General features: G+C 65.4%; 14 protein-coding genes. 13 read left to right on the top strand and 1 reads right to left on the bottom strand.

Going from position 1 to position 13,770, the window contains the following annotated elements; genetic code table 11:
* The first annotated feature begins 14 nt into the window (after positions 1-14).
* Entirely contained in the window at positions 15-368 is a 354-nt protein-coding gene (locus tag ACSFBL_RS18845) for a phage holin family protein (RefSeq protein WP_435517315.1), read from the top strand.
* Between the two features lie 21 nt (positions 369-389).
* On the opposite strand, the gene ACSFBL_RS18840 is transcribed toward ACSFBL_RS18845, so the two are convergent.
* Positions 390-1,964, bottom strand: a complete 1,575-nt coding sequence (locus ACSFBL_RS18840) for a M48 family metalloprotease (protein ID WP_435517314.1) — start codon at positions 1,962-1,964, stop codon at positions 390-392.
* 54 nt (positions 1,965-2,018) lie between these two features.
* Between ACSFBL_RS18840 and moaC the strand changes: the two genes are divergently transcribed.
* From moaC to ACSFBL_RS18780, 12 genes are all read left to right on the top strand, one after another.
* A complete protein-coding gene (gene moaC / locus ACSFBL_RS18835) occupies positions 2,019-2,498 on the top strand; it encodes a cyclic pyranopterin monophosphate synthase MoaC (protein WP_435517313.1) in 480 nt (159 codons plus the stop codon).
* Positions 2,499-2,752: 254 nt separating this feature from the next.
* A complete protein-coding gene (locus ACSFBL_RS18830; RefSeq protein WP_435517312.1) occupies positions 2,753-3,250 on the top strand; it encodes a type IV pilin protein in 498 nt (165 codons plus the stop codon).
* 19 nt (positions 3,251-3,269) lie between these two features.
* On the top strand, positions 3,270-3,857 hold the full coding sequence (locus ACSFBL_RS18825) for a GspH/FimT family pseudopilin (protein WP_435517311.1): 588 nt from the start codon (positions 3,270-3,272) through the stop codon (positions 3,855-3,857).
* 15 nt (positions 3,858-3,872) lie between these two features.
* Positions 3,873-4,316 (top strand): type IV pilus modification PilV family protein, encoded by a 444-nt coding sequence (locus tag ACSFBL_RS18820; RefSeq protein WP_435517310.1) that lies wholly within the window; start codon positions 3,873-3,875, stop codon positions 4,314-4,316.
* Between the two features lie 10 nt (positions 4,317-4,326).
* Positions 4,327-5,463, top strand: coding sequence for a PilW family protein (locus tag ACSFBL_RS18815; RefSeq protein WP_435517309.1), 1,137 nt, complete (start codon positions 4,327-4,329; stop codon positions 5,461-5,463).
* An 8-nt stretch (positions 5,464-5,471) separates the two neighbouring features.
* The gene (locus ACSFBL_RS18810) at positions 5,472-6,164 is read left to right on the top strand and encodes a pilus assembly PilX family protein (RefSeq protein WP_435517308.1); all 693 of its coding nucleotides are present in this window, start codon (positions 5,472-5,474) and stop codon (positions 6,162-6,164) included.
* Between the two features lie 50 nt (positions 6,165-6,214).
* Complete coding sequence (locus ACSFBL_RS18805; RefSeq protein ID WP_435517307.1) at positions 6,215-10,156, top strand: pilus assembly protein; 3,942 nt, start codon at positions 6,215-6,217, stop codon at positions 10,154-10,156.
* Positions 10,157-10,462: 306 nt separating this feature from the next.
* Positions 10,463-10,924, top strand: a complete 462-nt coding sequence (locus ACSFBL_RS18800) for a type IV pilin protein (RefSeq protein WP_435517306.1) — start codon at positions 10,463-10,465, stop codon at positions 10,922-10,924.
* Complete coding sequence (locus tag ACSFBL_RS18795; RefSeq protein ID WP_435517305.1) at positions 10,921-11,502, top strand: pilus assembly FimT family protein; 582 nt, start codon at positions 10,921-10,923, stop codon at positions 11,500-11,502. The genes ACSFBL_RS18800 and ACSFBL_RS18795 overlap by 4 nt, the downstream gene beginning before the upstream one ends.
* Positions 11,503-11,504: 2 nt before the next feature.
* Entirely contained in the window at positions 11,505-11,921 is a 417-nt protein-coding gene (gene pilV / locus ACSFBL_RS18790; protein WP_435517304.1) for a type IV pilus modification protein PilV, read from the top strand.
* A complete protein-coding gene (locus ACSFBL_RS18785) occupies positions 11,918-13,117 on the top strand; it encodes a PilW family protein (RefSeq protein ID WP_435517383.1) in 1,200 nt (399 codons plus the stop codon). Before pilV ends, ACSFBL_RS18785 begins: the two co-directional genes overlap by 4 nt.
* 8 nt (positions 13,118-13,125) lie before the next feature.
* Entirely contained in the window at positions 13,126-13,767 is a 642-nt protein-coding gene (locus tag ACSFBL_RS18780; protein ID WP_435517303.1) for a pilus assembly PilX family protein, read from the top strand.
* Positions 13,768-13,770 lie beyond the last annotated feature (3 nt).

Raw genomic sequence — 13,770 nt, 5'->3', positions numbered from 1 at the left:
CGCGCAGCCACTGAATGCGACTTCTCATCAAGTGGCTGCTCAGCGCACTCGCGCTGCTCGCAGTGACCTACTTCTACAGCGGTGTGCAGGTGACGAGCTACACCTCCGCACTGCTGGCCGCCGCGGTGATCGGCCTGCTCAACATGTTCGTGCGTCCGGTGCTGATCGTGCTGACGCTGCCGGTCACCATCGTCACGCTGGGCCTGTTCCTGTTCGTGATCAACGCGCTGCTGTTCTGGGCCGCGTCCGGGCTGCTGTCGGGCTTTCACGTCGATGGCTTCCTGGCCGCGCTGATCGGCTCGCTGATCTATTCGCTGCTCGGGCTGGTCATCGAATCCGCGCTGGGCGGGCTGTTCTCAAAGCGTTGACGCGCGGTTGCTCGCGCCCTTCTATCTCGGCGGCCCCTCGGCCACCTGCTCCTTGTAGAGCGCCTCCACGGCGCGCGCACGGGTGTCGATGATCGACGCCTCGAAGTGGTCGATGGGCACGCCCTGTCCTCCGTTGCGGATCAGGTCCTGGGCGGCGCGGAAGCGATCACGCGCGCCTGCGAAGTCCAGGATGGCCACGTTGGCCTCGGCGTCGGCGCGCACCGCGCGGAGCGTGTCGTTCTGCGCCCCGTAGAGGTTGGCCAGGGTGCGCCAGGCGTACGCGTCGCGCGGATGGACGGCGACCCAGTCGCGCAAGGGCGGGATCATCGGCCCCGGGTTGCGCGTGGCGACCGCGGCCTGCGCCGCCAGCAGCATTTCAGGCCGGTCCTTGGCCTTGGGATCGAGCAGCGCCGCCGCCGCGGGCGCCGCATTCGCGCTGAGTTCGATCTCGGCGGACAGCAACCGGGCCAGGCGTGCGGAAGGTGCATCGCCCGCCGTGCGTGTGACGAGGCGCTGCGCGAGCGCTCGCGCTGCCTTGAAGTCGCGCAGTTCGCTGGCCGACAACGCCGCCGCGTAGAGCGTCCCCGCCTGCTGCGCGGGCGAACTCTTCGCAAACTCCCCGCCGGCAGCGGCATCGACCCACAAACGCAGCACATCGACGCCCGGACGCGTGAGCACCCTCGCTCGGGAGGCGATCATGGCGTGGTCCATCGCAAGGGGCAGCGGCGCTGGCGGCGATCCGGACTTGAACTGGAAGCGCCCCTGCATGTCCGCAATGCGCTCGCTGTTCAGCGGATGGCTGCGAAGGTAGGGATAGGAGCCGTTGTCATTGAGGCGCGATGCGTACTGGAGCTTCTCGAACATCGCGGCGGCGCCTTGCGGTGAGTAGCCGGCCTGCGTCATGACGCCGAAACCGACGCGATCGGCCTCGCGCTCCATGTCGCGCGAAAAACTGAGCTGGTTCTGCATGAAGGCGGCCTGGCTGCCCATGATCATGGCCTGCCCGGCGTCTCCGCTGTGGCTCTTGCTGGCGGCGATCACGCCGAGGATCATGCCCGCGAGCATCAGCGGCAACTGCTTGCTCTGCTTGGACATCATCCGCGCGATATGGCGCTGCGTGACGTGCGACAGCTCATGGCCCAGCACCGTGGCGAGTTCGTCCCGGCTGCCGACGACCGCGACGAGGCCCAGATTCACACCGAGATAGCCGCCCGGCAATGCAAAGGCGTTGATGTTGCGGTCGCGCCCCAGCACGACCGTCCAGGCGAAGCGCTCGTCGAGCTCGGGCGTCAGGTCGCCGCGCGTGCGCGCCGCCGCGAGGAGGCGCTGCCAGATATCGTCCACGTACTCCCCCAGCACCGGGTCGTCGATGAAGTCCGGGTCGCGATACAGCTCGCGGGCGATCTGGTCGCCGAGATGGCGCTCGGCGGCTGCAGTCATTTCGCCGCCGTCGCCCATGCCGGGCAGCTGCGCCCGGGCGGGGATCGGCAGCGCCAGCTGGGAGGCGATCAACAGGGCGGCACCCAGGCCCTGCAAGCGGCGGCGTACGGGCCGGCGCTTGCCCGAAGAAGGTGGAAATGGATTCAACCGAGACATTCCTCGTCAATGGTTCGGCCTCGTATGATGCGGCACATCGCGGATCGTTCACAGATGAGTTCCCTTACACATTTCGACGCCCAGGGCCAGGCGCACATGGTCGATGTGGCCGGCAAGGCCGCCACGCACCGTGTGGCGGTGGCGACCGGCCGGATCGAAATGCAGGCGGGGACCCTGGCGCTGATCGAATCGGGCACCGCGAAGAAAGGCGACGTTCTGGGCGTCGCGCGCATCGCCGGCATTCAGGCGGCGAAGAAGACCAGCGACCTGATCCCCCTGTGCCATCCGCTCGCGCTCACCCGCGTGGCGGTCGCATTCGCCATTTCCGACGGTGGGTTGCCGCAGGTGACCTGTACGGCCACGGTCGAGACCGTGGGCCCGACGGGCGTCGAGATGGAAGCCCTGACCGCCGTGCAGGTGGCGCTGCTCACGATCTACGACATGTGCAAGGCGGTCGACCGTGGGATGAGGATCACCGACGTCCATGTGCTGGAAAAGCACGGCGGGAAGTCGGGGAGTTGGGTGGCGGGCTGAGGCCCCGACACGGTCGCCAGACCTCCCTTCCGGTCCGTCCATCGCGCCGGGCCGTCCGGGCCACCCGTGGGCGACTGAAATAGCGCCCATCGCCGCCATCCGCCGTCTCGAATTGGCCGAACCTCTGACGGCGACCTGACGGAAGGCGCAATCATCGCGACCGGCGGCTTTGGACATGGGCCGGACACCCAAACACAATTCGACAGATTGTTAGTGAATTACCACTTCGCCAGCATTCCTTGAAAGGCGCCATCGTGAAGACTACGGCCCCATTCGCCACCGCCGGCCGGCGTCGCGCCAAGACGGGATTCACCCTGATCGAAGTGATGATCGTGGTGGCGATCATCGGCATCCTCGCCGCCGTGGCGCTTCCCGCCTACAACGACTACGTCCGCCGGGGCCAGGTTCAGGAGGCGTTCGGCTTCCTCTCCGACTATCGGGCAAAGCTCGAGCAGTACTACCAGGACAACCGCAACTACGGCACTTCCGCCGCGTGCGCGCCGGACGCGACGGCGAACACCTGGAACAGTTTCGCGCCGAGTTCAGCGAAGTACTTCGCCTTCTCCTGCGCGACGAACACCAACGCCGGCGACACCACCCAGCAAAGCTACACCCTCACTGCCACGGGCAACGCGGGCAACGCGATCGGGTTCGTCTACACGATCAACCAGAACGGCGACCGCGCGACCACGAAATTCAAGGGCAATACCGTCGCCGCGACCTGCTGGCTCACGAAGGCGTCCACCTGCTGACGCCCGACCGGAGAGATCCATGCGTCAACGCGGCTTTTCGCTGGTCGAGCTGGTCATCACACTGGCCGTCCTGGCGGTGATCTTCATGACCGCGTTGCCGAGCGTGGCCAGCTGGCTCGGCAACGCACGCATCCGCAATGTCGCGGACTCGCTCCAGAACGGCATCCAGACCGCGCGGGGCGAAGCCGTACGGCGCAACCAGAACGTGTCGTTCTGGCTGGTCGCGCTCGGCGATCCGGGCGTCCTGAGCAATGACTGCACGCTGTCCGCGAGCAGCGGCTCGTGGGTCGTCAGTGTGAACTCGCCTGTCGGCCATTGCGCCGACGCGCCTTCGACCGATTCTTCACCCATGCTGGTCACGGGCCGGGCCGTCGGCGACGGGGGCGGCAACGTGACCGTGGCTTCCGTGCAGTCCGACAACACGACCGCCGGCAAGTCCATCACCTTCGATGGCTTCGGACGCATCACGAATGCCGATGCCATCAGCCGGATCGACGTCACCGGCACCGCGTCGAGCGTGAACCTGCGCCTTGCCGTCTCCCCGGCGGGGATGGTGCGCATGTGCGATCCCCGGGTGACCGACTCCACCGATCCGCGCAAGTGCTGAAGGGAGGAAACCGAAATGCACGCCCAGAAGATGACCCGCGGAAAGCAAGGTCCCGTGGCTTCGCGCCGCGTCCGGGGCATTGCCTTGATCGAAGTGCTGGTGGCCATGTTGATCTTCCTGCTCGGGGTGATCGGCCTGGTCGGTCTGCAGGCGGCCATGACGCGCGCGCAGACCGAAGCCAAGTTTCGCGCGGACGCGGCCATGCTCGCCAACGACGTGGTCGGCCGCATGTGGTCCGACCTCACCGGCATGGCGAGCTACAGCGGGAGCGGTTGTGCATCGCAGGCCCGCTGCAAGGAATGGCAGAACAAGGTGGCGAACAACCTTCCGGCGGGCACCGGTGCGCTGGTCGTCGATGCACCAACGGGTGACGTCGAAGTGACTGTCACGTGGACGATGCCCAACGGGGAAACCCACAAGTACGTGACCCACACCACGGTCGCGAAGGCGGGGGGCTGAGATGCACAACATGAACGCAACCGCCCGCGCGCCCTCAGCCCAACGCGGCTTCACGCTGGTCGAGCTCATGGTGGGCCTGGTGCTGGGCATGCTGACGGTGCTGGTCATCGCCCAGGTGCTCGTCCTGTCCGAAGGCAAGAAGCGTTCGGTCTCGATGGGCAGCGACGCGCAGGTCAACGGCGCCATGGCGCTCTATACGCTGCAGCGCGACGTACAGATGTCGGGCTATGGCGCGACGTCCAGCCTGGATGCGCTGGGCTGCCCGGTGCATGCGAAGTTCGACACGGGCGCCGCATTCACCTTCACCCTGGCCCCTGTCGTCATCAACGATGGCGCCAACGATGCGCCCGACACGATCACGCTGCTTCGCGGGCGCACAGCGGGCTTCTCCGCGCCCATGGGCCTGTCGGGCGCCCACACCGCCACCGACAACCACTTCAACGTGAACTCGTCGTTCGGGGCGGTGGCCGGGAACATGATGATCGCGGTGCCGGTGATCCAGGGGCCCAGCAACTGGTGCGCTCTCTTCAGCGTCACCAACGACATCGGCGCACCAGAGACCACGCTCAGCGCAGGCGTGGTGCCGCACGTCCTGACCACCACCAGCAAATGGAACCAGAACAGCGTGTTTCCCGCCGGCGGCTATGTCAAGGACGACTATCTGCTGAACATGGGGTCGCTGGTTTCGCGCACCTATTCGATCAACACCGTCGACAACGCGAACAATCTCCAGGTCAGCGACCTGTCGCTCATCAGCGGGCTGCGGACATCACAGGATCTCTACCCGCAGATCGTCAATCTGCAGGCGCTCTACGGCAAGGGCACCCAGGACGCCAGCGGCAACGTCATCGTCGACACCTACGACAACGTCACACCGCTCACCAATGCCGACTGGCGCAGGGTCGTCGCGATTCGCATCGCCGTCGTGGCGCGAAGCAACGAGTTCGAGAAGGACATCGTGACGACTGCGGCGCCGCAATGGGATGTGGGCGCCACCGCAACCATCACCGGCCCCGCCACCACCACCTGCAACGGCGCCAGCAAGTGCATCGCCCTGAAGGTGAATCAGCTCGCCGATTGGCAGCACTACCGCTACAAGGTCTACGACACGATCGTGCCCTTGCGCAATGTGCTCTGGAACTCCTGAGTCGAGTCATGCAACGCCACGCGTCGCCCTCCGTTCCGCATCCGCGCGCGCAGCGCGGTGTCTCCCTGTTGTTTGCCCTGTTGGCGCTGGTGGCGCTGTCGCTCGCCACGCTGGCGCTGGTGCGATCGGTCGATACCAGCGCCCTGCTGTTGGGCAACCTCGGCTTCAAGCAGGACGCGACTTCAGCCGCGGACCAGGCCGCGCGGCAGGCCATCAACTGGCTGACGCTCAACAACGCCACACTGAACACCGACATCCCGACCAGCGGCTACTACGCCAGCACGCAGGAACTCGCGGCGGATGGCATCACGATCAAGCCGCCGATCGATGTGACCGGCCAGCAGATCAGCACGGCCAATCGCCAACTGGTGGACTGGGATGGCAATGGCTGCCGGAAATCGGCCAGCGACACCTACAGCGGCTGCACCGTGCTGCCGACGAGCGCCGGCACCATCAACGGCAACAAAGCGAGCTACGTGGTGTTCCGGCTGTGCTCCAAGCCCGGCGACTACATCGCCGACAAGAGCATCAGTTGCGCCAACCGGGCATCCAACACCGACTCCTGTGGATCGAAGGGCGCCCTGAGCTACAGCGACAACCCGCTCGCCTGCGCGACGAACAGCGCGTACTACCGGATCGTCGTGCGCGTGCTGGGCGCGCGCAATACCGCCAGCTTCACCGAGACGATCGTGCATTTCTGATTTCCGACGAGGGCGCGCCATCCGGCGCCAATTGAGAGAGGAACACTGCCATGGAGAACACATTCCTTGCAGCTGCCCGGGCCGTCGCCGGCCAGGGCAGCCTCGTCGGCCGATGTGCGAGATTGGCGTTCGCCGGCGTGCTGGTGATTGCAGCGTTCGGTCACGTCGCGAAAGCCGGTGTGACCGACTTGTCGAGCCAGCCGCTCGCGACGCGCCCCACCGTCCAGGCCAAGCCCAACCTCCTGTTCCTTCTGGACGACTCCGGCAGCATGAGCTCCGCCTTCATGCCGGACGACATGGACGACACAGCCACCTACGGCTACCGGTCCGCCCAATGCAATGGCGTGGCCTACGACCCCACGACCACCTACGCACCGCCCCTTTTCGCGAACGGCACGTCCTATCCGAATGCCAGCTTCACCGCGGCCAAGGACGACGGCTTCTCTTCATCGAGTTCCACCACCAATCTCGCGAACAGCTACTACTACGTCTACAACGGCACCAGCGGCACCGGTGCCGCGCGCCAGCCCAAGATGGGCTGGGTCTACACCAGCAGCGGCGTCGTCAACAACACGTTCTATCAGGAGTGCACGACGCGCACCACCGTGAACACCACGCTGTTCACGAAGGTCACAGTGACCAGTGCGTCGTCCGACTGGCAGAACTATGCCAACTGGTATTCGTACTACCGCAAGCGCTACCTGCTGATGCGCACGGCCATGGGGCGGGCGATCTCGGCGCTCGATTCCAGCTACCGCGTCGGCTTCAGCACCATCAGCGACAAGACGGCCGTGGACGGCACCAACTACTTCCGCGACGTGAAGGACTTCGACGCCACGCAGAAGGCCAACTTCTACAGCAGCCTGTATGGGGTTTCTCCCGATCCCTACACGCCGTTGCGGGGTGCGCTCTCGAAAGCCGGCCGCTATTTCGCGAACAAGGTGTCGGGGCAGACCTACGACCCCATGCAGTACTCCTGCCAGCGCAACTACGCACTGTTGTCGACCGACGGCTACTGGAACACGCACGACGAAAGCACGGGCTCGCCCAAGTTCGGGCCGTACCAGCTCGACAACGCCACGCTGGTCGGCAACCAGGACGGCACCGAAGTGCGCCCGATGAAGGACGACACGCGCGACGTCGCGACGACGGTGACGACCTACACCGCCACGGCGACCCGAAGCAGCAATTCGAGTCATTCGAGAACACTGACCTGGGAACGGACCTCCACCACCATTTCGTCCACGACGGGGGGCAGCTGCAGCAACACGCAATACCGGGTACGCAAGCGGCAGCAGCAGGCCAACGGAACCCAGACCGAAACCTTCAGCACACCGCAGTCCGCGACGGCGACCTACACCGTGACCACGGTGACGACCGATGGCGTCGTGACCTCCGGCCCGACGACCAGCGCAGTCAGCTACGGCGCCTGGACCAATTCGGGCGCCGCCGTCGTATCGAGCGACTCCGGCACGCCCACGGGTTCCTACGCCAACGTCGGTAGCAACGTCGATACGTGCCAGTCCACGAAAGGCACCGGCGTCGCGACGTTCTCGACCCCCGCGGTCGTGACCACGGGCTCCTATGGCAGCCTAACCACGACCAACACGAACCCTGTGGTCGGCACGTTCACCGCCGGTACGCCGAGCGTGACGCCGTCGACCATCGGCGGATCGCCGAACACGCTGGCGGACGTCGCCGAGTACTACTACAAGACCGATCTGCGGACCGACGCCCTGGGCAACTGCACGTCGAGCACCTCGGGCAGCAGCCAGGACGTCTGCGCCAACATCGTCCGGACGGCGGGCAGCGACACGGCGACGTGGCAGCACATGAACACGTTCACCATCGGACTCGGGGTGAGCGGCACCCTGCCCTACGACCGGAACTACCTCACCCAGACCGCAGGCTCCTACGTGGACCTCACCAGCGGCGCCGTGAGATGGCCGACGCCTGCATCGACCTCCAGCGGTGGCGACGCAACAAACGTCGACGATCTCTGGCACGCCGCCGTCAACGGGCGCGGCCAGTACTATTCGGCGCTCAATGCAAGCCTGCTCGCGGATGCCATCAACGGCGTCATCACGTCCGTCCAGCAGGTCTCCGGGTCCGCCTCCGCCGCTTCGACCAGTTCGCTCGAACTCGTGGCGGGCGACAACAACCAGGTCTATCGGGCCAGCTACACCACCGAGGCGTGGACGGGCGACCTGCAGGCCTTCGCGCTCAATGCCACGGACGCCACGATCGCCACCACCCCGACCTGGTCGGCGCAGGCCAAGCTCGATGCCACTGCCGTGGCGAACCGGAAGATCTACTTCCGCGGTGCGAGCGGGCTCCAGGCCTTCGCCTACAACAACCTGACGACGGCGCAGCAGGCCTATTTCAACAACCTGTGCTCGCAGGTGGTGGTCGCCGCGCAATGCGCGAACCTCAACGCCAGCGACAAAGCGCTTGCCAACACCGGGGCCAATCTGATCGACTACCTGAAGGGCGTCCGGAGCTACGAGGTGGCTGTTGCGACGGCATCCACCGGCGTGAGCGCCACCTCGTCGGCGCTCTATCGCAAGCGCGAGCATCTGCTCGGCGACATCATCAACGGCGCGCCAGTGCATGTGGGCAAGCCCCCCTTCAAGTACGGCGATGCCGGCTATGCCGACTTCGTGACGGCGCAGGCCAACCGCACCAACGTCATCTACGTCGCAGCCAACGACGGAATGCTGCACGCCTTCTCCGCCGACACGAGCAACGGCGGCACCGAACTCTGGGCCTATGTGCCCACGGCCGTGTTGCCGAACCTCTACAAGCTGGCCGACGCGAGCTATGCGTCGAAGCACCAGTATTTCGTGGACGGCGCACCGGTCATGGCCGACATCAAGGTGGGAAGCACGTGGAAGACCATCCTTGTCGGAGGGCACAACGCCGGTGGCCGTAGCTATTACGCGCTCGACATCACCGACCCGGCGAATCCGAAGTCGCTCTGGGAGTTCACCGATACGAACATGGGCCTGACCTTCGGCAATCCGGTCGTGGCCAAGCGAGCCGACGGTACCTGGGTCGTGGCGTTCACCTCGGGCTACAACAACACCGACGGCGACGGCAAGGGACATCTCTATGTCGTCAACGCCAACACCGGCGCCCTGCTCCTGGACATCGCCACCACCGCCGGCAGCAGCACCGACCCGAGCGGCCTGGCGAAGATCAACGGGTGGATCGACAACACGGCGGACAACACCGCCAAGCGCTACTACGGCGGCGATCTGAAGGGAAACGTGTGGCGGTTCGACGTCGACAACCTCGTGGCGCCGCTGCAGGGCGCGCTGCAACTCGCCAAGCTGCAGATCGACGCCTCGACACCGCAGCCGATCACGACCAAGCCCGAGCTGTCGCTGGTCAGCAGCAAGCCCGTGGTCATCGTGGCGACAGGACGCTACCTCGGCGTCTCCGACATCACGGACACGACGCAGCAGAGCATCTACGCCATCAAGGACAAACTGAATGCGACGGGCTGGGGTGATGTTCGCGCCGACACGACCAACTTCGTGAAGCAGACTTTCACGCTGAACGCATCCGCGGCAACCGCGACGATCGCCGCGGTCTCCGACACCACTGTCGACTGGACGACCAAGGGCGGCTGGTGGGTCGACCTGCCGCATTCCGGCGAGCGGGTGGCGACCAACATGGGCCTGCAGTTCAACACGCTGGCGATTGCGAGCGCGATCCCGAATGGCGATGCCTGCGCATCGGGGGGTTCTTCATGGCGCTACTTCCTCGACGTGACGAACGGCGGTGTGGTGACCACGAACCCATCCGGCATCCTGTGGAGCAGCAACTCGCTGATCGTGGGCCTGAGCTGGGTCAAGGACACCAACGGCAACATACGCATCATTGCCCAGGGCAGCAGCGGCGAGCTTCGGACGGAGATTCCGCCGATTCCGCCGATGACGGGGAGCGGGAGCGTTCATCGGTCGTCGTGGCGCGAGTTGACCGACTGATTCAGCCGATAGGGATCGGCGGGGCCCCGGACTGGCCTTGCCTCACCCGTGTGGCTGGACGAGGACAGGGCGCGCGCACGCGTTGCGATGGCGCCACGATGCGCCTCGACAATGGAGTGGGCGCTAACACTTCATCAAGAGCAGCCCATCAGGCCGTCTTCGGGTTAGCCGCTCCTCACCCCGCTCGATGTGACCAACGGTAAGAAATCGCCGATGGTCGGCGCGTCCAATCGGTGACGTATTGTCACAATTGCCAAGAATTGACACCCGCCGAAGCGGGCCACCCTTTCACTCAGGTTTTCGCGCATGCCCAACCAACATTCCGGCAAATCAATGCGGCCAAGCCGAGCGCGTGGCTTCACGTTGATCGAATTGATGATCACCGTCGCGATCATCGGCATCCTCGCTGCCATCGCGCTTCCGGCTTACAAGGACTACGCCTTGCGCGGCCAGATCACGCAGGCTACCAACGCCCTGTCCACCTTGCGCGCGAACATGGAGCGGCACTATCAGGACAACCGCCAGTACACGACGAGCGGCACCTTCACGTCCCCCTGCGACGGATCGACGACGGCCGGCACCTTCACCATCAGCTGCCCCACGCTGACGGCGACAACCTTCAAAGCGCAAGCGCAAGGCAGCGGCGGGACCAACGGCTTCACCTTCACCATCGATCAGACAAATACGCGTGCGACCCCGAATGTCGGCGCCGGCTGGACTGCATGCGACTCGGCCTGGTTGACGCAGAAGGGCATGGCGTGCCCATGACGCGCCGCGCCCGGGTCAATGGCTTCACCCTGATCGAACTGATGATCACGGTGACGCTGCTTGCCATCCTGATGGGGCTCGCGATGCCTGCCTTCATGACCTGGATCAAGAACAGCACCGTGCGGGCGACCGCTGAGGCCTTGCAGAACGGCATGCGACTGGCGCAGTCCGAAGCCCTCCGTCGAAGCCGCCAGACCGTGTTTTCGCTCACCAACAGCGCCACGCCGTCAGCCACCCCGGCGGCGGTGGCTGACGGCAAATTCTGGTCGATCAACACACTCGGCATCCAGAACGAGACGAGCGATGTCGGCGAATTCATCGAAGGGGGCGCGCTCGGCAACCCACGCAATGACGTGCAGATCACGGGTACTGGATCCCTCTGCTTCAGCTCCCTGGGCCGACTGATCGCGGTGCCGACACCCGGTTTCGGCGCGGCCTGCCCCGGTGGCCCGGTCGCCTACGAAATCACGATGCCGGGCGCCGATCGCAGACTGCGGGTCACGGTGGCGATCGGCGGCCAGGTTCGCATGTGCGATCCGAACAAGACGCTCTCGGCCAGCACGCCGGACGGATGCTAGCCATGACGAATTCCCATCGCTCCCTCCGCCCCCGCCAGCAGCGCGGCGTGGCCATGATCGAAGTGCTGGTGGCAGTGCTTCTCTTCTCCCTCGGCGTCCTCGGCCTGATGGGGCTGCAGGCGCAAGCCATCAAGTATTCGGTCGAGTCCGAGGACCGCAATCGCGCGGCACTGCTCGCCAACGAAATCGCCAGCGCGATGTGGACCACCAACACGGTCGCCAGCGATGCGAATGCATGGACCGCGCGGGCCCTTGTTGCGCCGTACTCACTTCCTTCAGCAGTGGTCGCGATCCAGCCGGAACCCACGGTCACCAACAGCGCGAACGTCACCATCACCTGGTCGCCACCACAGCGCACCGCGAACGAGGCGGCCACGAGCAGGCTCACCACGCGCGTCACTCTTCCCCCGCCGCCATGAACCGAATGCCAAGAACTCTTTCGCCTCGTCAGCGCGGCGTGACGCTGATCGAACTGCTGGTGGCCGTCGTCATCGGCATGGTCGTAGTCCTGGTGGCCACCAACGTGGTGGTCATTGGCGAGGCACACAAGCGAAGCACCACCAGCACTAACGACATCGGCCAGAGCGGCGCCTTCGCTGCCTATGCAATGGACAAGGCGCTGCGCAGCGCCGGCTCGGGCTTTGCGCAGGCGTGGGACCAATCCGTCTTCGGCTGCAAGCCGAACGTGTCGTCAACGGCTGCCGGGGGATCGATCCTGCCGCGTACGACCCCGTTCCCCGCGCCGTTTCAAGGCTTCCTCGGCGGAGGGGCCGCGCCCACGGCGGCCGCGCTCGTCCTGGCCCCGGTGCTGATCGGCCAGAACCAGTCGGCTGGTGGCTCGGACGTGATCATGGTCATGAGCGGCAACGGGTCGGCCGGTGACATCGCGCGGCCGATTCGCTCCTCTGTTGCCGGTACCAATCTGCGCTTGGACAGCACCGTGGGACTGCAGAACGGCGATCTCGGCCTGGTGACTCAGCCCGGAAACGCGACCTGCTATCTCGAGCAAGTTGCGGTCACCGACGCCGCCGCTTTCGGCGCCGCGGGCAACGATGTGCTTCCAATGGGCGGCAAGTATGGCAACACGGCCTCGCTCGGTGCCATAGCCGACAGCGGGACCGGCTTCTTCTCGGCGCTGGGCAACGTGAACGCCAACAACCTTCAGTTCCAGCTGTTCGGCGTCGACACCAATCGCACGCTCGTCGCCTACGACCTGCTTCGCAGCGCCGCTGTCGCGGGCAACACCGACCCGGTCCAGCCGATCGCCGACGGCGTGGCCGAGATCCACGCGATCTACGGCATCGACTCGACGAATCCGCACGACAACATCGTCGACAGCTGGCAACTGCCCACCGGCACGTGGGACATTGCCCAGTTAATCACGAAGCCCGACCTGATGCGGCAGATCGTGGCCATCCGCGTCGCCATAGTCCTGCGTTCATCGAACTATGAGCAGAAACCGGTGACCGCAGAACGGCCGGCACTTTTCGCTGACACCCCCACCCCGATTGCCGCTGTGCCGTATGTCGCGACCGACGACAACGCCCATTTCCGCCTGCGCGTCATCGAAACCACCATCCCGCTGCGCAACATGCTGTTGCTGCCCGCATCATGAAGCGTCCCTTGCGTTCACCCCGCGCCCACGCGCCGTCGCTTCAACGCGGCGTCGTGCTGCTCTTCTGCCTGATCGTCCTCGTCATCCTGCTTGCCGCCGGCGTCGCGGTCGTGCGGTCGATGAACTCCTCGATGTTCACCGCGGGCAACCTCGCCTTCAGGCGTGACCTGGTCAATCAGGGCGAGCAGGCCATCTCGCAGGTTCTGAAATCGTTCGCCGGTGGTGCCGCCCTGGATGGCGCGGTTTTTCCGAACGTGACGGCGACGAGCCTCCCCTCCGCGAACTACAGCGCGATCGAGCTACAGACGAATGCGCAGGGCATACCGAAGCTGCTCTTGATCAACGGCGCCTCTCCAAGCGGACCGGACGTCACCAACGCAACCTTCACGCCGACAGCCGGAGACATCACCGGCCGCGACGGCGTGAAGATCCGCTACGTGATCGATCGCCTGTGCAACACGACTGGCACTTTCGCCGCATTGGGCAACAACCGCTGTGTCTACTCACCCGTCAGCGCCGCGACCGGCGGTACCGCCGGCGAAGACCGCCCTGCCGTCAGCTCGCCACCCCTTTATCGCGTGACCGTTCGTGTCACCGGACCGCGCGAAACGCAGGTGTTTCTCCAGTCCTCCTTCAGCAAGCCGGAATAGGTC

This window comes from Variovorax glacialis (assembly GCF_051216375.1).
GTDB lineage: Bacteria > Pseudomonadota > Gammaproteobacteria > Burkholderiales > Burkholderiaceae_C > Variovorax.
This window is presented reverse-complemented; position numbering and strand designations above follow the sequence as displayed.

Excerpts from the sequence above, each read along its gene's own strand:
- ACSFBL_RS18810 (WP_435517308.1), top strand. The coding sequence starts at position 5,472 with ATGCAACGCCACGCGTCGCCCTCCGTTCCGCATCCGCGCGCGCAGCGC.
- ACSFBL_RS18840 (WP_435517314.1), bottom strand. The coding sequence starts at position 1,964 with ATGTCTCGGTTGAATCCATTTCCACCTTCTTCGGGCAAGCGCCGGCCC.
- pilV (WP_435517304.1), top strand. The coding sequence starts at position 11,505 with ATGACGAATTCCCATCGCTCCCTCCGCCCCCGCCAGCAGCGCGGCGTG.
- ACSFBL_RS18825 (WP_435517311.1), top strand. The coding sequence starts at position 3,270 with ATGCGTCAACGCGGCTTTTCGCTGGTCGAGCTGGTCATCACACTGGCC.
- ACSFBL_RS18785 (WP_435517383.1), top strand. The coding sequence starts at position 11,918 with ATGAACCGAATGCCAAGAACTCTTTCGCCTCGTCAGCGCGGCGTGACG.
- ACSFBL_RS18820 (WP_435517310.1), top strand. The coding sequence starts at position 3,873 with ATGCACGCCCAGAAGATGACCCGCGGAAAGCAAGGTCCCGTGGCTTCG.
- ACSFBL_RS18815 (WP_435517309.1), top strand. The coding sequence starts at position 4,327 with ATGAACGCAACCGCCCGCGCGCCCTCAGCCCAACGCGGCTTCACGCTG.
- ACSFBL_RS18805 (WP_435517307.1), top strand. The coding sequence starts at position 6,215 with ATGGAGAACACATTCCTTGCAGCTGCCCGGGCCGTCGCCGGCCAGGGC.
- moaC (WP_435517313.1), top strand. The coding sequence starts at position 2,019 with ATGAGTTCCCTTACACATTTCGACGCCCAGGGCCAGGCGCACATGGTC.
- ACSFBL_RS18795 (WP_435517305.1), top strand. The coding sequence starts at position 10,921 with ATGACGCGCCGCGCCCGGGTCAATGGCTTCACCCTGATCGAACTGATG.
- ACSFBL_RS18845 (WP_435517315.1), top strand. The coding sequence starts at position 15 with ATGCGACTTCTCATCAAGTGGCTGCTCAGCGCACTCGCGCTGCTCGCA.
- ACSFBL_RS18800 (WP_435517306.1), top strand. The coding sequence starts at position 10,463 with ATGCCCAACCAACATTCCGGCAAATCAATGCGGCCAAGCCGAGCGCGT.